The organism is Shinella zoogloeoides (assembly GCF_020883495.1).
Classification (GTDB): Bacteria; Pseudomonadota; Alphaproteobacteria; order Rhizobiales; family Rhizobiaceae; genus Shinella; species Shinella zoogloeoides.
Genome location: NZ_CP086610.1, coordinates 566,371 through 584,810, shown reverse-complemented (window position 1 = coordinate 584,810; position 18,440 = coordinate 566,371). Strand labels below are relative to the sequence as shown.

Below are 18,440 nucleotides of genomic sequence, written 5' to 3'. Positions count from 1 at the left end.
CTTACAGCACGCCGGCTTCGGTCTTGAGCTTTTCGACCAGCTCGGCGACCGACTTGACCTTGACGCCGGCCTTGCGGCCCGACGGTTCCTCGGTCTTCAGCACCTTCAGGCGCGGGGCGGTGTCGACGCCGAAATCGGCCGGCGACTTCTTGTCGAGCGGCTTCTTCTTCGCCTTCATGATGTTCGGCAGCGAGGCATAACGCGGCTCGTTGAGGCGAAGGTCGGTGGTGACGACCGCCGGGAGCTTCACGTCGATGGTCTGCAGGCCGCCGTCGACTTCGCGGGTGACCTGAGCCGAACCGTTGCCGATCTCGACCTTGGAGGCGAACGTCGCCTGCGCCCAGCCGAGCAGGGCCGACAGCATCTGGCCGGTCTGGTTCGAATCGTCGTCGATGGCCTGCTTGCCGACGATGACGAGGCCGGGCTGTTCGGCTTCGGCCACGCCCTTGAGGATCTTGGCGACGGCCAGCGGCTCGACGGCGTCTTCCGTCTCGACCAGAACGGCGCGGTCGGCGCCCATGGCGAGCGCGGTGCGCAGCGTTTCCTCGGCCTTGGCCGGGCCGATGGAGACCACGACCACTTCCTCGGCCTTGCCCGCTTCCTTCAGACGCAGCGCCTCTTCGACCGAAATCTCGTCGAACGGGTTCATCGACATCTTAACATTGGCAAGCTCGACACCCGAGCCGTCCGCCTTGACGCGGATCTTTACGTTGTAGTCAACGACCCGCTTGACTGGGACCAAGATCTTCATGGCTCAACTCCTCTTCGGTTCGTTACATGCGGCCGCGCAGGGCTTCCGGGTCGTAGGGCGATTCCGCGATGACGCGCGCCTTGCGCCGCTCGCCGAGGATCGGTACTTCCAGCTCCGTTCCGGGCGTGCCGAGCTCGACCGGCAGCAGCGCGAAGGCGATGTCGTGGCCGACCGTATAGGCATAGCTGCCGGAGGTGATGCGCCCGACGAGTTTGCCGTCATGATAGACGCCCTCGTGGATCAGGGAGCTTGCATCCTCCGTATCGATGGCGATCGTCACTGAGCGCTGTTTCACGCCCTCCTGCTGCTGGCGCACCTGTCAACGGCGGAGTAAAAACCGGCCACGGGGCGGAGCAAAAGTCGGCCACTGTGGCGCCGGCCTGAGACGGCCGGGAGGGCGTAGCCCGAGCGGGGGTCTCAGGCCGGCGCGGCGATTTTTTGAGAGTAGTTTTAGCCGGCCTTTCGGGCTCGACTTTGAGCGAGGCGATAGCTGTCGCCGTTCATCTCGAGGATGTTGACGTGGTGGGTAACGCGATCGAGCAGAGCGCCGGTCAATCGTTCGGACCCCAGGGTTTCCGTCCATTCGTCAAATGGAAGATTGCTGGTGATCAGGGTGGCCCCGCGCTCGTAGCGTTGCGAGATCAGCTCGAACAGCAATTCCGCGCCGGTCTTTGACAGCGGCACAAAGCCCAGCTCGTCGATGATGAGCAGCTTGTAGCCGGCCATCTGTTTCTGGAACCGAAGAAGACGCCGTTCGTCGCGGGCCTCCATCATCTCGCTGACCAGGGCGGCCGCTGTCGTGAACCCGACGGACAGGCCTTTCTGGCACGCGGCCAGGCCGAGACCGAGCGCGACATGCGTCTTACCCGTGCCGCTCGGGCCCAGCGCAATGACGTTCTCCCGGCGCTCGATCCATTCACAGCGGGCCAGTTCCAGCACCTGCATCTTGTTCAGCTTGGGGATGGCTGTGAAGTCGAAGCTGTCGAGGCTTTTGACGATCGGGAATTTAGCCGCCTTGATCCGACGTTCGACCTTGCGGCGGTCCCGTTCGATCATCTCCCGTTCGGCAAGCCGGAACAGGTATCCGACATGATCGACGCCTTCGGTGGCGCATAACCGGGCCAGCTTCTGGTGCTCGCGCTGGAAGGTCGGCAGCTTCAGGGTCTTGAGATAGTGGGCGAGCAGGATGTCGGGTGCTTCGGTGCTCATGCCGCCTCTCCCGCATCAGACGACAGGAGGCGCATATACGCTTTCGCTGAGGTCTTCTCGACCGTCGCCCGCGGCAGGTAGGGATAGATCGACAGATCCAACCGCGGTGGCCGGCGCTCGACCCGGCACAGGATCAGATGCTTGACCGCATCGAAGCCGATCGCACCGAGCTGTATCGCCTGCTTCACCGCTGCATGTAGATCGGTAAGGTCGAAGTTTTCCAGGAGACGGAGAACCTGCACATATTCCCGCCGCCCATGCTTGGCCATGCGGCCTTCCATCAGCCGGCGCAGCGTCGCGAACTCCTCCGGCAGGTCCCAGCCCTGGAGTGGCGCTGCCTGATCCAGCGCATTGATCTTCTGCTCGATCAGCGGCAGGTAATGGACAGGGTCGAATATGACGTCTTCGCGTTCCCAGCATCGCGGATGACGCGCGATAATCTCGCCGCGGCAGCCGATCACCACCTTGTCCACATAGCCCCGAACCCAGACGTCCTGATGGCCGTAGGCGACCGGCACGGAATAGTCGTTCGTCTTGTAGCGCACCAGCGACTGGGCAGTCACAACAGCGCTGGCCTGGTCGCAGGCATCAAACGACGACGCCGGCAAGGGACGCATGGCCGCAAGATCGCGCTGCAGCCGTTCTCCGATCGTCTCGCTCTCGCCCCGCAGCTTGTCGCGCTGGCGTTTGCGGCACTGCTCTTCCAGAAAAGCGTTGAACGCATCCCATGTCGGGAACTGTGGGATCGGTACCATGAAGTTGCGACGGGCATAGCCCACGAGACCCTCGACATTCCCCTTGTCGTTGCCTTTCCCCGGACGACCGTAGCGATCCCGGATCAGATAGTGGGACAGAAAGCCGCTGAACAGCGCTGCCCGCTTGCGTGTGCCGTCGGGCAGGATCTTTGCCACCAGGCAACGGTCGTTGTCGTAGACGATCGACTGCGGCACGGCTCCAAAGAACGCGAACGCATGGATGTGGCCATCCACCCAGGCCTCAGCCACCGCCGCCGGATAGGCCCGCACGTAGCAGCCGTCGCTATGCGGCAGATCGAGGACGAAGAAGCGAGCTTTCTGCTCGACGCCGCCGATCACCACCGTCGCCTCGCCGAAATCGGCCTGCGCATGGCCCGGCGGATGCGACAACGGCACGAACACCTCCTGGCGGCGTTGATCCCGCTCGCGCATATAGTCCTTGATGATCGTGTAGCCGCCGGTGAAGCCGCACTCGTCACGAAGCCGGTCGAATACCCGTTTGGCAGTATGCCGCTGCTTGCGCGGCATCACAATGTCAGCTTCCAGCCACTGCTCGATCGTTGACACAAACGCATCCAGCTTCGGCCGTCGGATTGGTGTTCGTCGCTGATAGCCGGGCGGTGTCGAATAGGCCACCATCTTGGCAACGCTGTCACGCGATATGTTGAAATGCTTTGCTGCCTGACGCTGCGTCATCCCTTCGGAAACAGCCAGGCGAACCCTCAAATAAAGTTCCACGGTGTAGATCCCCTGTCCCTCCTGCGATCATTGCAGAAAGGAAATAGGTGGCCGGATTTTACTCCGCCCGCGGCTGGATTATTCCGCCGCTACCGTGGCCGACTTTTCCACCGCCGCTCTCAGGCGGGCCTGACGATCCACAACCGTCTCGCAACGATCCTTGCCTCGATGACGGGATTCCACACGTGCGGATTTCGTCGACAACTACACGCGACGTGTAAAGGGTGGCGACGTTGAGGTCGGCCTCGCGGGCATTCTGAGGCTATTGGTAGAACGCCAAAAGCCCCCGAGCATTTCTGCATCGGGGGCTTTTGTTTGTTTGGTTGCGGGGGCAGGATCTAATCTTTACTTGCTGCCCGAGCAAGTAAAGATGGTTGCGGGGACGGGCAGCCATCATAACTTGCTATTCGAAACAGCTGCATAACCTACTCGTGGGTGACCTATTGCGCGCTGTATCCGTCAATTTTTCGAACGGAAGCGACAACCTTCGCGGAGCAAATCGATGCGTCCAGTTTCATTACCCTGCCTGCGCCAGAGTTAAGTCCGAGCGAGCATAAGGTAGGCGAAGTAAGCTATGTAGCAACCGACAAATGCTGCCCCTTCGGCCCGCGACAGAGTTCTGCCCGTGAGGAAGGCTGGAACGCAAAGCACAGTTGCCGCAGCCATAACAGGAATGTCGACGGCGATGAGCGTTCTTTCCACGGTGATCGTGTAATGGCCCCATAAATATCTGGACAGGATCTCCCACTTAGTAAGTGTGCGAGGTAATGTGCCCATTATGACTAGTCACAATCCGAAGATGGAAGTCCTGTCCGGTCCTGAGCGCCGCCGTCGCTGGTCGACGGCAGAGAAGCTTGCCATCATTCAGGAGACATATGAGCCGGATGCTACGGTGAGCATTGTTGCTCGCCGCTATGGCATTCAGCCGAACCAGTTGTTCACCTGGCGTAAGCTCGCTACTCAAGGCGCTCTGACGGCCACGGCTGCGGAGGAGGATGTTGTCCCGGCGTCCGAATATCGTGCCCTTCAAAACCAGGTGAAAGAGTTGCAGCGTCTGCTTGGTAAGAAGACGATGGAAGGCGAGATTCTCAAAGAGGCGCTTGAGATCGCCACAGGCCCAAAAAAACACCTGTTGCGCTCGCTGTCGTTGCCGAAGGGAAGTTCCCGATGACTGCTGTGTGCGAGACTTTTGGTGTTGCCCGGTCAAACATGGCTGAGCGAGTGAAACAGCGTCCTTCCAAAGCCCGTGGTCGGCCGCCGCTCGCGGATGATGATCTCGTTGATGAAATCAAAGCGATCATCTCCGAGATGCCGACCTACGGATATCGCCGGGTTCACGCGATCTTACGTCGTAGAGCCCGCAGCGAAAGCCGCCCATGGCCGAACGCTAAACGCGTCTATCGGGTGATGAAGGTGCACGGCATGCTTCTCCAACGCCACACAGGTGCCATTGATAGCCGTCGCCATGACGGCCGTGTTGCCGTGGAGCACTCGAACCTGCGTTGGTGTTCCGACGGCTTCGAAATTGGCTGCGACAACAGAGAGAAGGTCCGCGTTGCCTTTGCTCTCGACTGCTGTGATCGTGAAGCCATCGCCCATGTCGCAACCACCCAAGGCATCAAGAGCGAAGACGTTCAGGACCTTGTCATCACAGCAGTCGAGAACCGCTTCGGTCGCATCAACACCCTTCCCAAGCCGATTGAATGGCTCACCGACAACGGCTCGTGCTTCATTGCAAAGGACACTAAATCGCTGCTGATGGACATCGGAATGGAGCCTTGCACGACGCCGGTTCGCAGCCCTCAGTCCAACGGAATGGCCGAAGCCTTTGTCAAAACATTCAAGCGCGACTACGTCTCGGTCAATCCCATTCCCGACGCAGAAACCGTCATCGCCCAACTGCCATTGTGGTTCGAGCACTATAACACCCTTCACCCGCACAAGGCTTTGGGATATCGATCCCCGCGTGAGTTCTTAAACCGTCAAACAGAAATCTGATCCTGGCCGGTTTTTATGGGGCAACTCCAGATCGCTTCGCTCGGAACCAGCATCGTCAGCCCAAGAATGACTGCAATATTATAGACACTGCTGCCCAAAAGATTGCCTACCGCGATCTCGCGCTCATTGCGTACGGTCGAGACGATTGTCGTGATCAGTTCAGGGCTCGATGTGCCGATTGCAACTATGGTCAGTCCGATAAGAGCTTCGGAGACCTCCAACCTGCGAGCAAGATCGGAGGATCCCCATACGAGCCAATCCGCGCCTATTGTGATGACCGCAATACCACCAATCATGACGGCGACGTTCAACCATCCGCTCCGCGGAGCGTCGCGCATCGGGCGTGGCAGGACTGGCAACTCTTTGTCGGGTGGCGAACTTCTTAAGCGCGCGCTTCGAACGACCAGGACGATATAGCCGATACCACCAAGCAGGAACACAAGGCCCTCGGCTCTCGACAGATAACCATCAGCTGCAAACACCCAGAACGCCAGTGCGGCGGCTATCATTGCAGGGAGTTCAAGCCCAACGGAGACCGGTTCCAAAACAACGGGCCGAGCGATAGCACATAGTCCAAGGATGAACAGCAGACCGAAGGTGTTGGTGCCGGCGATGTTCCCGACGACCAACCCTCCTTCTCCCGTCAACGCGGCATTGATGCCCACCGCCAGCTCAGGTGTGCTTGTCCCGATCGCAACAAATGTGAGCCCGATGACGAGCGGGGATATGCTCAGCCGGCGCGCGAGCGTCGACCCGCTGCGCACCAGTATATCCGCTCCGCCGACCAAAGCGAGGAGGCCAAGCGCGCACCAGAGAATTGCGGCCGTCAAGGCTTGTGTCTCTGCAGAAGCACCGGATATGCGGCAAGGCCTGCATGCCGCTCTATGACCACGCTCCGGATCAGCCGATTTCGCCTAAGGGCTGGATATATGTCACCGAAAGATGATCCGGGAACTTCAGCGCTGTTTTAATAGCTTCGCGGTCCACCGTACCGAGGAGGCATGTGCCGAGCCCTTCGGCAGCGCAGAACAGATAGACGTTCTGGGCCATGATGGCTGAGTTGACGCGTGCGGCGATAACCAGTTCTTCGGGCGCAGACTTGGCCAGGTCACCGGCGGCAGCGGCAAGTTTCTCGGCATCAGAGACATAGATCAGCACCACGGGCGCCCTGCGTACGAAAGCCGTGGGGCTGACATCCGCGCGAATATCTGTATCGGCCACTTTGTTGAGAGCGTTTGCCACGGGGTCGTAGAGACTGACGCCATCTTCCAGCGCGACGTAGATATCGACGTTCTTCGCACCGTGCCAGGCGGGCGCTGTGCGTCCATCACCGTCCGCGCGGTTGACACCATTGGCCGCCCACAGTGCTTCGAGCACCTTTTCGCGCGCAACGTCACCACGCCCGAAGCGCTTGGTAGAGCGGCGCTGTTTCAGGGCTTCCTGCACGGAGACGGTTGCAGCGCCGCCGGAGGCCACCTGCGCATTGGCTGTCCCGACGATACCTGCGGACGCTGCCGCACTGGTTCCTGCGAGAAACAATCTTCTGGAGAGCTGTCGTGTCATGATATCGGTCCTTTTCTTTTCCGGGGCTTTGTTATGTCCACTGCCGTGAAAGGGCGTTGAGGACGTCGGTACGGCTGATCTGGCCGACAAGTCGGCCATGGCGGGTGACGGGGAACCGCCGGTACGAGCTTGCGACAAAGCGCTCACACGCTTCGACGATGTCGATACCCGCATCGAGCGTCTCGAGTTCGGTGCTCATATAGTCGGCGACACTGCCACCCCATTGTTTGTAGTAGGAGGCGTTGAGTGCGGCCTTCAGGCAATCGCGTTTGGACAGAACGCCGACGAGATCGCCGGCGCCGTCGATGACGCATGCACCCGACACGCCGTTTTGCATGAGCACGGACACGGCCCGTACTATCTCCATGTCCGGCGTTAGCGTGATCAGGTCCGTGCGCATATGATCGGCGACCGTGTCGAGTTTCATGTCCCGCTTCCTTCGGATCGTTCGCAAGCATGGCATTTGCCGCCGCAGGCCGCGCCGCCGCACGATCCCTTGAGCGGTGCGCGGCCGGCAAAAAGGCCGGCGGCCAGCGCGAGCATGGCAAGCCCGGTCAGAAGAACAGCGGCGAAAATGGTCTGCATGGCTTTATGCCCTCCCCTGGTCGATGAACAACCTGTTGGCTCTGGCCTTAAGACCTCCCGCCTCGCGAAGCAGATAAAGCGCGGGCAGACGGTTGGCGGAGGCGAATGCAAGGCCGCCTTCAGGACCCATTACCAGAAGGGCGGTCGCAAACGCGTCGGCCTCCAGCGCTGTCGGGGCCAGAACGGAAACCGAGGCGACGCTGTTGCGAACCGGCTCTCCGGTTGCGGGATCGATCGTATGACTGTAGCGGCGGCCCGCGATCTCATAGGCATTGATCGCATCGCCCGAGGTCGCCATCGCCACGCCTGTCAGGGGAAGCGTCGTGTGGACACCGGTGCGAAGCGGGTCCGCAATGCCGACGCGCCATGGACGGCCGTCAGGGCGCGCACCGAAACCATAGACTTCGCCACCCACCTCGATCAGGAAACTCGGCAGCCCTTGATCTCTCAGGTGTCCTGCAAGCCGGTCGACGGCGTAGCCCTTGGCTATGCCGCACAGATCGAGCGAAAGTTCCGGCTCTGCTTTGGAGAGGCCTTCGGCACTGACGGCAAAAGCGGTGTAGCGACCGGACCGCCCGGCAGCGATCGGCCCGAAACCGTAACGATGGACAGCGGGCCCGACGGCCGGATCGAACGCGCCGCCGGTCAATCGCGCAATCTCGAGTGCCTTGCTAGCAACCGTCCGAAGCGGCTCGGAGGCTGCGAACGGTGTGATTTCCGAACGGCTGTTGAAGCGCGAAAGCTCCGAACCCGCACGAAACGGGCTCATCGAATGATCGATCCCGGCCAGTAAGTGCCGGAGATCCGCGCCAATCTTGCGGGCATCGGCATCGGCCGGAACGGTGACCTGCCATCGTGTGCCGAAAGCGCGCCCGGAGATGCGCGTGAGATCATCGGCACCGGCTCGGGCCAAAGACGGCAAGGACATCAGTCCGGCCAGGGCTCCCAGTCCAAATACGATCTCGCGCCTTGTCGTCATGCTCCTAGATCCCGAAATCGTCATTGAAGATGCTCTCGCTCTCCACACCGCATTCATCGAGCATCGCGTAGATGGCCTCGATCATGAGCGGAGGGCCGCACAGATAATATTCGCAGTCCTCCGGCGCCGGGTGATCCTTCAGATAGGCGCGGAAGACGACATCATGGACAAAGCCTAACTCACCGTCCCAGGGGTCGTTTCTGGCTGGTTCGGAGAGGGCTGGCACCCAGCGGAAGTTCTCATGACGCCGGGCAAGCTCGTCGAATTCGTCGGCGTAGAACAGTTCGCCACGGCTTCGCGCGCCGTACCAGAAGCTGATCTTGCGGCGGCTTCCCTGACGCTCGAGCATGTCCGTTATGATGGCGCGCAAGGGCGCCATGCCGACGCCGCCGCCGATAAACACCATCTCGCGCCCGGTATCCTGCGCCCCGAAGTGACCATACGGGCCCGCCACTTCGATCGGGTCGCCCTCGCGCAGACCGAACAGCCATGACGAGACGATGCCGGGAGGTGCATGCGGTTTGGCTGGCGGTGGCGTGGCCAGACGGATGTTGAGCACGATCATGCCGACATCCTTGGGTCGGCTGGCAACCGAATAGGCGCGAGAGACGGGCTGAGGGCTTTGCGACGAGAGCTTGTCAATTCCGAGTTTTTTCCATTCGGCGGCATGCTGCGGTTCAAGCGCGATGCCGGAGAAGTCGAGACGATAGGCCGGTGCGGTGACCTGCACGAAATTGCCCGCACGAAAGTCGAATTCCGCGCCCTCCGGCAAGGCGAGCACGATTTCCTTGATCAAAGGCGTGACACTGCGCGACGATGCCACGCGGCAGTTCATCGTGGTGATGCCGAGCACCTCGTCCGGGACGGTGACGGCGAGGTCGTTTCGCACCACGATCTGGCAGGCGAGCCGCATTCCAGCCCGAACGTCGGCAGGAGAAAGCCGGGCGCGTTCCGTCGGCAACGGCTCTCCCGTACCCGTGACGCCGCTGACGCGGCACAGGCCGCACGTTCCCGCGCCGGCGCAGCCCGAGGGCACGGCGATGCCGTTGGAATTCAAAATATCGAGAAGCTTGAAATTCGCCAGAGCGCCAATCTCACGCCCGCCGTTAACGGTGACCGCCACGGGTCGCGACGGCAGCAGATACTCCCGAACCTTATGGACAACGGCTGCCAGCGCGACGAGCAGCAAGGAAATGAAGCCGATGCCGAGCAGGATCTCCGTCATAGCACGCGCACTCCCACAAAGGCGGAGAACGCCATGGACAGGAGACCGGTGACGATGAAAGCAATGCCGAGGCCCTGCAATCCTTCGGGGACATTGGCATAGCGCAGCCTCTCGCGGATCGCCGCGAGCGCGACGATGGCCAGCGCCCAGCCGATCCCGGTGCCGATCCCATAGACCGTGCTTTCAGTGAGATCATATTGCCGCTCGACCATGAACAGACTGCCGCCGATAATGGCGCAGTTGATGGCGAGCAGCGGCAGGTAGATGCCAAGCGCGCCGTAGAGGGCGGGCACGTAACGATCGAGCAGCATCTCGATGATCTGCACCATCGCCGCGACGATGCCGATGAAGGTGATCAGCCGCATGAAACCGAGATCGACATCCGGCAGCCCCATCCACGCGAGCGCCCCGGCACTCAGGATATAGGCGTGCAGCAGGTAGTTCACCGGCACGCTGAGCGATTGCACGACGATCATCGCAACACCCACGCCGAAGGCTGTTTCCACGCGCTTGGAGACGGCGAGGAAGGTGCACATGCCGAGGAAGAAGGACAGCGCGAGGTTTTCTTCGAAAATGGAGCGCTGGAACAGTTCGATCATGTCTCAGTCGTCCTTTGCTGCTCGCGCAACTCGAATTCAGGCGCTTCCCTCTGGCCCCGGCGCAGGCTGCGAACAGCCCAGACCAGAAGGCCAAGGATGATGAATGCGCTCGGCGCGAGCAGCATAAGACGGAGTGGCTGGTACCAGCCACCGTCGGCCACGAGTGGCAGCAGGCCGACGCCGAACAGGCTTCCGGCGCCGAACAACTCGCGGATGGCGGCGACAGTGAGCAGCACCAGGCTGTAGCCGAGTGCATTGCCGACGCCATCCACGATGCTGGGAACGACCGGATTGTGCAGCGCATAGGCTTCGGTGCGCCCGAGCACGATGCAGTTCGTGGCAATCAACGAGACAAACACCGTCAGCCGCTGGCTCATCTCATAGGCAAAAGCCTGCAACATCTGGTCGGCGACGATGACCAGCGAGGCGATGATGGTGATCTGCAGGATGATGCGCACGGAGGACGGGATGTGTCGGCGGATGGCGCTGATGACGCCTGCCGACAGGCCGAGCACGACGGTCAGGGCGATCGACATGGTGAGAGCGGTGGACATCGATGTCGTGACCGCCAGTGCCGAGCAGATGCCGAGGATATGGACGGTGACGGGGTTCTTGTCGATGAGCGGATCTGTCAGGTTGCGGAAAGGGATAGTCATTCGATCTCGCCTTTCTTCAGCCTGTCGAGAAACGGCCCGAAGCCGTGCTCGCCCATCCAGAATTCGAGCATGTCCGAGATCGCATAGCTCGTGACGCTGGCGCCGGAGATGCCGTCGACTTCATTGGGGCCGCTGGCATTGCCGCGCACCACGGAAATGGCGAAATCGCCATCGTCGAAGATGCGCTTGCCTGCCCATTGCGCCTGCCAACCGTCCTCGGCGACGCGGGCGCCGAGGCCGGGCGTCTCACCCTGCTCATAAACCGTGAAGGCGGCAACGGTGTCGAGATCGGCCTCCAGCGCCAGATAGGCCCGGATGGTCGACTGGTAGCCGGCGCCGCGGACCGGAAGCACAACGAGCGCCAGTTCCTCGCCGCGGCGCAGAAGATAGACAAGCGCGTGGTTTTCGCGGCGGCTGAGACCAGCGAGGTCGTCAGCGCGCGGCAGGGCCGAACTTCGCTCTGCGTCCGCCGCCGCCGCTCGCTGATCGAAGCTTCCCGGATCGACATCGGCGGCGACCGTTCCGCTTGCGAGGTCGATGACGAGCGTTTCGACGCCGCTTGCGCCAGATTCCTTCAATATCTCCCCGATGCCCGGAACGTTTTCCAGCATCTGCACCATGCGGCCCTGTTGCTGGGCGACGATATTGGCCTGCTGGATCGGCCGCAGGACGACCGCTGCGATGGAGACGGTAAAGCCGCAGCCAATGGCCACCAGAAGCGACATGCCGATCGTCTTGACGCCATCGGTGTTCGGACGGTTCAGAAAGCGGCGCCACATGCCCGGGCGCGGGCTGGGAGGACGAGCGTCAGCCATGTCGCCTTGCCCTCCGCCTTACATGGATCGCCACGACCACGTAATCGATCAATGGTGCGAAAATGCTGCTCATCAGGATCGCGAAGATCGCGGCTCCAAAAGTCGATCCGGCCTGCGAGAACAGGCCGATGAGCACGCCGGTCAGAATGCCCTGTGCAAAACGACCTGGATTTGTCGTGCAGGAACATACAGGATCTGCCGCCAGAAAGAGGATCGCGCAGCCGATCGCACCCGAAAGCAGGTTGACCGACGGATCGCTTCCCTGCGCCCAAACCATGAGGGCCATCGTGCAGTAGGCCGCAAGCAGCAATCGCCATGACGCCTGGCCGCTGAGGAGCAGGAGAACCAAAGCCGGAAGCAATGCCGCCAGAGGAATGTTTGGCCCGGCTCGATAGTCGATTTCAGTGAAGGAGAACATCACGAAGGCAAGGGCGGCGACGGCAGGATGCACGAAATTGCGCCCGCGCCCACCGAACACCTGTTCGGCGATCACCACGCCGAAGCTGACGCCCAAAGCGAGCTGCCAGAGCGGCGCATCGGCCGGGACAAGAAGGGCGATCAGCGTGGCGGCGACAATACCGTCAAGTCCCGGCCTGAGACCCCGGACACGTGTGAAGACATGCTGCCACGCAAGGGTCAGGCTGACAGAGATCAGCAGCCGCGCTGCGAACTGTTCCGTATCTGCGACAAGCGCGGACACGACCGGGACGATCACGCCGAGCAGCGCGGGCGTGGCGCTGTCGGACAACAAGGTGCGGCCGACGCGGCCCGCCTGCAGGTCATGGAAGAAGGCGATCATATCGCTTCCTCCAACTCATCGAGCGTCGCACGCAACAGGGCGCCATAATCCGTGCCCGACCCGTCGACATGGCTCAGGAGCGCCAGATCCTCTTCCACAAGTTCCAGCGCACCAAGTTTCGCGGCGGTTTCCACATCGCCCGTGCTGATGGCGCGCAGGAACGGCGCGGGCAGGATCCCGCAAGGCGCGGCCCGTTCATGAACGGCATTGGGAATGAGCGGCGCCGGAAATTGCTCGTTGAATGAGGTCAGGTAGCGCATGAGAAAGGAGCGCCGGAGCGGATGCCTGTGTGGGATGGCGGTGGCCTGCACGTCATAACGCCGCAGGAAATGCTCGACCGTTCCGCCGAGCGGAGAGCCCGAAAGCAACTGAACCGAGGGACCGGTGAGCGAGGCGCCGAAAAGATCTTTCAGATTCGCGCCTGCGGGAGCGACAACGAGGCGCGGACTGCACGTCCCCGGTCCGGTCAGCGCAACGACGCGCCGTGTCCATATCCGGCCCGTATCGAGCAGGCATCCCAGCGCGATTACGTCCTGATAGCCGATGTGCCAAACCATCCTGTTTACACCGACAGGATTGAGATGATGGATATGGGTTCCAACCAGACCCGCCGGATGCCTGCCCGCGAAACAGACAGCCTTGACGGCTTCGGGAACGGCCGGGGAGGCATCGGCCCCGTGACAGACGTAAACGGGACCGTCGGTCAGGTGACGCAGCGCCTCCGCGCCGAGACGAAACCATGATTCGAAGCGCCTTATGACGGGGGCCGGATCACCTGCGAGCGGCGCGGTATCGGTGGCTGTTACGAAAATCGCATCAGGAGCCTGCCGGGGATCGGCGAGCCGACCGAATGGCCGGGTGCGAAATGACTGCCAGCAACCGCTTTGGAGCAGGAGCGACTGCATGGTCATGCGATCTGGCCGTGAGGGCCTGTCGAATTCGACGGCGGCTTCGTCCTCGACGTCGATAATAATGGAATCGAGGCTTCTACGCGCGCCGCGCGAGATTGCGCGGATTGTTCCAGCAACAGGGGCTGTAAACGTCAGATGAGGGCGGTGACGATCCGTAAACAGCCGCTCGCCGGCTCGCACGGCTTGTCCGATCGCGACATCGATAACCGGGCGCAGGCGCGGGTAATCTTCTCCCATAAGCGCAACCGAGCGAGCCACGACCGCATCTTCAATCGTGTCTATCGGCTTGCCTTCCCATCGAAGATCGATCCCGCCCCTGATATGTACCTGCAAAAAATACCCCTCCCACGTAAGCGATGCTGGACGTTTCCCTTCCCGATCGGACATCAACCGGGCGTGGCCACCTAGGCGTTGCCTGACCCGGTTACATTTTCGGACAAGGCGATCCTCAGCTTCTCTTCCTGCTCTGGCGACAGGGACGTCTTGAGAACTCGACCACGCAGGCCTTCGAACTCCGCCAGCACCTTTTCCGGCTGGACCTTGCGGACAAGAACGAACAGCGCAGACGAATTGCTTGGAATGGTCTCGCCCAGAGACTTGATGAACGTATCGTCGATGCCATAGTCGGCAAGGGAGCCGGACAAGGCGCCGACACCCGCTCCCGTCAGGCCGCCAATGGCGATGCCGGCAAGCGGATTGAGAAAGAGCAGGCCCACAAGGCCGCCCCAGATCGTTCCCGAGAGAAGGCCCGATGTGGCGCCGAGAGCCGCCAGGTTAAGGCTCTGCTTGAGATGGACCTTGCCTTCGCCGTCACGAACGACGACGACGGCATCTTCCAGATCGACCAGATATTCTTTTCTGAGAGCAGCGAGCTTGAGAAGCACCTTGTCGGCTTCATCAACCGTATCGAAACCGACGACGACCAGATCGGACATGTTTTCTTCTCCTGTGTTGTAATCTCTTTTTGCCGACGGCCTGCGGGGCCCACCCACCCTGTTGGACGATCACGTCTTATCGCGAAAGAAAGATCGGGATTTTCGGATTGGCCAGAATGGTGCGTGTTGCGCTGCCGAAAACGAACTCGGTGATCCGGGACTGCCCATAGGCGCCCATGACCACCAGGTCGGCGCCAACCTCTTCCGCGCGCGACAGGATCAGATCACCGGCATTGCTGCCTTCCAGGCGGTCAAGCGTCACCCTGATCCCATGGCGCGCGAGATGGAGAGAGATATCGCTTCCGGGGTCCTCCCCCAGAAGCCGCGCGACCTTGGGCTCGGGAACAACGACGACGTGGACGGCGCGAGCGGTGGCCAGGAACGCCATCGAATCGGCAATGGCGCGGGCCGCTTCCCGGCTGGCATTCCATCCAACCACGATCGTCTCGGGCACGGCGCCATCGCTTTGCCAGAATGTGGGCAAAAGGATCGAAGGGCGACCGGAGGCGAAGATGATATCCTCCGAGACGGTGAGAGCCGTCTCAGCGCGGTCCGGGTCACGCCCCGTTCCGACGATCGCCAAGGCTGCGTGGCGGGCGTGCAGCATCAGCGCCTCGCCCGTTTCACCGGAACATATGCGAAGCTCGCAATTCACGCCGGTAGCGGACGCTACATCCGAAAGGAGCCCCCGCAGCTGCTCTTCGGCGTCATGCCGGCGCCCTTCGAAGGAGGTTATCATGCTGTTGATCGCCTGCCCTCGGGCGAAGCCATGGGAGGGAGTGGCGATTAAATCTTCCGGCACGAAGGCCACAACGACATGCGCATCCCATGCGCTTGCGAGTGAGACAGCATAATCAATATAAACCCGACAAACAGAAACATCGGCTGTATCGATATAAACGACAATATCTTTTGGCGTCTTCATTCCCCCCCTCGTCACCAAACATCAGCTTTACCCTAATGAACATACTCCGTGAGTCAACAGCTGATGATTGAGAGGGCGAAAATCCTTTTTCTTGTGCCTCACGATTGTGTCAGGGAGTCCGGCGGGCCAGCGTTCAGCCTTACCGTGTGCGGGGACGGTGGGCCGCAGGGTCGTTCTGAGGCGTGATTTCATTCGGGGCTGTGTTTTCCCCTTCCGGCGCGGATCTGGTCTCGTCTGTCTTTTTCAGGGCGCGGCTTGGAGAGAGTTCGTGCTGTTGCATCCGGCGTTTCTTTCGGACCTCCACGGTGAACGGTGTTGTTTGCTTCATTGTCGTTTCCAACCTCCGGTTCTTATTCGTGATTGCGGTCGATCCTGAGGGACCGTCGCAGCGCGAGCGCCAATGCGCTCAGGGCACAGCCGGTCACCATGACGTCGATCGCCAGCAGTGCGCCGATGATCCACAAACTGTTGACCGGCCAGCCCGCAAGGATGACAAGTGCAACAAGCACCGTCGCGGCGCCGGCCGCCGCGAGCCATAGCCAACCGGAAGCCGGGCGGATCGCCAGACCGGCGGCAGTCCTGACAATGCCTGCGACGAGCATGCTGAGAGCCATCAGTAGTGTCAGGAAAGTGGATGCCAGGACCGGGTTCCAGAATGTCATCACACCGGCCGCGACATAAAGCACACCGACAACGAGCAAACCGACAGTTTGGCCCCATCGCTTCATCTGAAATGCGAAGACGATATGCGCCGCACCCGCCAGTAGCATCGTGACACCGACAAAGAGGACGGAAACGACCGTGGCCAGCAACAGGTTGGAGAGGGCGACAAGAGCTATCAACACGAGCACGATGCCGGCGACCAGCAGCCATCGCCATCGCGATCGCAACAGTTGCAGGTCGGCGGCGTCGAGGCTTGCGGTGTAATTGAATATCATAAGTATTCTCCTGCGATAGTTGCGTGAAGAAAGCTGCTTCGCGTCGTGTCAGTTTCCGCCGACGATCTTGCCGGCAAGGACAAACGGGCTGGAAAGGACCGCGCCAGCCGAATTGAATACAAACGCTCCGGCTTGCCTGAGATTTCGGGGGTCGCTCGTTCCATCCCGGCCCGAAAGCTTCGGATAGTAGGCAGCGAGACCGACGAAACGATTGTGGCGGAAGCTGTCTGAGGCCTCGATATCCGATATATCGATCACCTGCACATTCGCCCTGCGCGCCGCCTCCTCGATTTTCGGATCCGTCACGTCAATCCTGCCCAGGCGCTGACGTTCTGTGGATAGAAATTCCGAGACCTTCAGCGCCCTGTCATCCTTGGAAACAAGGATTGTCATCGGCGGGTTCAGTGTCCCGATCGTCGCAAGCTGTGCCTGGAACACGTCGACATCGATATCGGGCGCCGCAAGCACGACCTGCAGTCGACGGATCGCCGCGTCCTTGCCGGTAAGCCGCAGTTGGCGCACGGCTTCCGTCGTCAGCCATCCCCCCATGCTGTGGCCGACGAGCGTGATGGGACCCTGGGTCTGTTTGCGCGCCAGGGTGCTGAGCAGATCCGCCAACTGGTCCCGCGAGAACGTCACCGCGTCCTTGTCGGCGACGTAGCCGCTCAAAGCGCCTTCGGACGGCCAGGCAAACAGGATCGGGGCGGCATCGACGCCGGCGTCAGCTGTCATCTGGGCTATGCGATACACGGCCTCGGTGAAATTGGTGTTGTAGCCATGCACGAACACGCCGACACTCGGCGGTTTGCCGTTGTGTTTACGCGTGACTTCCGCCTCGAATGTCGCCGCGTCGAGAATGTGCTGGTCGACGGTGACAAAATCCGTCTTCGGGTTCGGCTTCGATTTCGGCCATTCGACATTGCCCGTCTTGTGACCTGGCGGGATGGAGACCCTGTAGCGGATATAGCTAACCTCGCGGCTACGACCCGACGTGTAGATACCGTTCTCATCACGCTTGCGCGTGGTCGCCACATAAACCGTCGTGAGCTTGGCCCCCGGAACGGCTTCGGCCCTCTGGGCGAGCAGTTCCGGGCCGGGGCGGCCGGCACAGGCTGCAAGCAGGCTTGTGAGAAGAAGTAGCGTAAGGCGTAGACTGAATTCACGCATTGACTGAACCGATTTCTTACTTATGCATTCGAAGCATCGCGCTCTCGATATGACAGAGTTCACCCTGTCGCCGCGCGAGCGGCGACCCCGACTTAGTTTGCATCAGCCCGCCTTCTGGCTAGGCCGTGATGTGGAAACCGTTGTCGGCGTATACCACCGACCCCGACAGAGGCGTTGCCGCCTCGCTTGCCAGGAATGCGGCGATACGCCCAACCTCAGCGATGCTCACGAGGCGTCGCGATGGTGTTCTCTCACGCACCGTGTCGATGAGCTCATCGAAACGCTCGATTCCGGAAGCTGCCCTGGTGGCGATCGGCCCGGTGGACAGGCAATGGACGCGGATGTCCCGCGCTGCGAGATCGGCGGCCAGGTAGCGTACGCTTGCTTCCAGGGCCGCCTTCACCGGTCCCATCAGATTGTAGTTGTCGACGACGCGCTCAGCCCCGAAAAAGCTGACGGTTATCAAGGATCCGCCTTCCTTCATCAGCGGGGCGGCGAGCCGCGCCATTCGGATAAAGGAATGGCACGATATATCCATGGCCTGCGCGAAACCGTCAGCGGAGCAGTTGACGATGCTCGTCTGCAAGTCCTGTCGTGGCGCGAAGGCGATCGAATGAAGCAAGAAATCGAGGCGGCCCCATTCATTTGCTATGGTGTCGAAAACCGCCTCGAGCTGCCCATCAATGCGAACGTCACAGGGCATGAACAGCGACGCGCCCAGGGCATCGGCGACCGGGCGTACGAACGGGACAGCCTTATCGTTGAGATAGGTGACCGCCAGATCGGCGCCGGCAGCCTTGAACGCGGTTGCACAGCCGGCTGCGATGGAGGAATCGTTGGCGATGCCGACGACGAGGCCACGTCTTCCGAATATATCAACGATCGCAGCCAT

Annotated in this window: 20 protein-coding genes; 1 reads left to right on the top strand and 19 read right to left on the bottom strand. The window is 61.2% G+C overall.

What is annotated here, in order from left to right; translation table 11 throughout:
• Position 1: 1 nt before the first annotated feature.
• The 4 genes from K8M09_RS02875 to istA form a co-directional block, all read right to left on the bottom strand.
• The gene (locus K8M09_RS02875) at positions 2–751 is read right to left on the bottom strand and encodes an electron transfer flavoprotein subunit beta/FixA family protein (RefSeq protein WP_229341925.1); all 750 of its coding nucleotides are present in this window, start codon (positions 749–751) and stop codon (positions 2–4) included.
• A gap of 22 nt (positions 752–773) precedes the next feature.
• On the bottom strand, positions 774–1,046 hold the full coding sequence (locus K8M09_RS02870; RefSeq protein WP_229342115.1) for a glycine cleavage T C-terminal barrel domain-containing protein: 273 nt from the start codon (positions 1,044–1,046) through the stop codon (positions 774–776).
• Between the two features lie 155 nt (positions 1,047–1,201).
• On the bottom strand, positions 1,202–1,960 hold the full coding sequence (gene istB / locus K8M09_RS02865) for an IS21-like element helper ATPase IstB (RefSeq protein ID WP_229341919.1): 759 nt from the start codon (positions 1,958–1,960) through the stop codon (positions 1,202–1,204).
• Positions 1,957–3,453: an IS21 family transposase gene (gene istA, locus K8M09_RS02860; RefSeq protein WP_456154552.1), complete on the bottom strand. Its 1,497-nt coding sequence runs from the start codon at positions 3,451–3,453 to the stop codon at positions 1,957–1,959. The genes istB and istA overlap by 4 nt, the downstream gene beginning before the upstream one ends.
• A 778-nt stretch (positions 3,454–4,231) precedes the next feature.
• Between istA and K8M09_RS02855 the strand changes: the two genes are divergently transcribed.
• A protein-coding gene (locus K8M09_RS02855) for an IS3 family transposase (RefSeq protein WP_160788270.1) occupies positions 4,232–5,451 on the top strand; the annotation gives its coding sequence in 2 pieces (ribosomal slippage) (positions 4,232–4,574 and positions 4,574–5,451; 1,221 coding nt in all).
• Here the strand turns inward: K8M09_RS02855 and K8M09_RS02850 are convergent.
• From K8M09_RS02850 to fabI, 15 genes are all read right to left on the bottom strand, one after another.
• Positions 5,436–6,281, bottom strand: coding sequence for a calcium/sodium antiporter (locus tag K8M09_RS02850; protein WP_229342113.1), 846 nt, complete (start codon positions 6,279–6,281; stop codon positions 5,436–5,438). The genes K8M09_RS02855 and K8M09_RS02850 overlap by 16 nt on opposite strands.
• Before the next feature lie 70 nt (positions 6,282–6,351).
• Positions 6,352–7,014, bottom strand: coding sequence for a nitroreductase family protein (locus tag K8M09_RS02845; protein WP_009450479.1), 663 nt, complete (start codon positions 7,012–7,014; stop codon positions 6,352–6,354).
• A 31-nt stretch (positions 7,015–7,045) separates the two neighbouring features.
• Entirely contained in the window at positions 7,046–7,441 is a 396-nt protein-coding gene (locus K8M09_RS02840; protein ID WP_009450480.1) for a CBS domain-containing protein, read from the bottom strand.
• A gap of 162 nt (positions 7,442–7,603) precedes the next feature.
• Positions 7,604–8,578, bottom strand: coding sequence for an FAD:protein FMN transferase (locus K8M09_RS02835; RefSeq protein WP_009450481.1), 975 nt, complete (start codon positions 8,576–8,578; stop codon positions 7,604–7,606).
• 4 nt (positions 8,579–8,582) lie between these two features.
• Positions 8,583–9,803, bottom strand: coding sequence for an NADH:ubiquinone reductase (Na(+)-transporting) subunit F (nqrF, locus tag K8M09_RS02830; RefSeq protein WP_009450482.1), 1,221 nt, complete (start codon positions 9,801–9,803; stop codon positions 8,583–8,585).
• Positions 9,800–10,402, bottom strand: coding sequence for an NADH:ubiquinone reductase (Na(+)-transporting) subunit E (nqrE, locus tag K8M09_RS02825; RefSeq protein ID WP_009450483.1), 603 nt, complete (start codon positions 10,400–10,402; stop codon positions 9,800–9,802). Before nqrE ends, nqrF begins: the two co-directional genes overlap by 4 nt.
• Complete coding sequence (locus K8M09_RS02820; RefSeq protein ID WP_009450484.1) at positions 10,399–11,058, bottom strand: NADH:ubiquinone reductase (Na(+)-transporting) subunit D; 660 nt, start codon at positions 11,056–11,058, stop codon at positions 10,399–10,401. The genes nqrE and K8M09_RS02820 overlap by 4 nt, the downstream gene beginning before the upstream one ends.
• Positions 11,055–11,873, bottom strand: a complete 819-nt coding sequence (nqrC, locus tag K8M09_RS02815) for an NADH:ubiquinone reductase (Na(+)-transporting) subunit C (RefSeq protein ID WP_009450485.1) — start codon at positions 11,871–11,873, stop codon at positions 11,055–11,057. Before nqrC ends, K8M09_RS02820 begins: the two co-directional genes overlap by 4 nt.
• Positions 11,866–12,672 (bottom strand): RnfABCDGE type electron transport complex subunit D, encoded by an 807-nt coding sequence (locus tag K8M09_RS02810; protein ID WP_009450486.1) that lies wholly within the window; start codon positions 12,670–12,672, stop codon positions 11,866–11,868. The genes nqrC and K8M09_RS02810 overlap by 8 nt, the downstream gene beginning before the upstream one ends.
• A complete protein-coding gene (locus K8M09_RS02805) occupies positions 12,669–13,916 on the bottom strand; it encodes a Na+-translocating NADH-quinone reductase subunit A (RefSeq protein ID WP_009450487.1) in 1,248 nt (415 codons plus the stop codon). The genes K8M09_RS02810 and K8M09_RS02805 overlap by 4 nt, the downstream gene beginning before the upstream one ends.
• A 71-nt stretch (positions 13,917–13,987) precedes the next feature.
• Positions 13,988–14,518 (bottom strand): DUF1269 domain-containing protein, encoded by a 531-nt coding sequence (locus tag K8M09_RS02800; RefSeq protein WP_009450488.1) that lies wholly within the window; start codon positions 14,516–14,518, stop codon positions 13,988–13,990.
• A gap of 76 nt (positions 14,519–14,594) precedes the next feature.
• Complete coding sequence (locus tag K8M09_RS02795) at positions 14,595–15,443, bottom strand: universal stress protein (protein WP_009450489.1); 849 nt, start codon at positions 15,441–15,443, stop codon at positions 14,595–14,597.
• A gap of 350 nt (positions 15,444–15,793) precedes the next feature.
• Positions 15,794–16,381, bottom strand: coding sequence for an HdeD family acid-resistance protein (locus K8M09_RS02790; RefSeq protein ID WP_009450490.1), 588 nt, complete (start codon positions 16,379–16,381; stop codon positions 15,794–15,796).
• Positions 16,382–16,429: 48 nt separating this feature from the next.
• A complete protein-coding gene (locus K8M09_RS02785) occupies positions 16,430–17,548 on the bottom strand; it encodes an alpha/beta hydrolase (RefSeq protein WP_009450491.1) in 1,119 nt (372 codons plus the stop codon).
• 118 nt (positions 17,549–17,666) lie between these two features.
• Positions 17,667–18,440, bottom strand: coding sequence for an enoyl-ACP reductase FabI (fabI, locus tag K8M09_RS02780; RefSeq protein ID WP_009450492.1), 774 nt, complete (start codon positions 18,438–18,440; stop codon positions 17,667–17,669).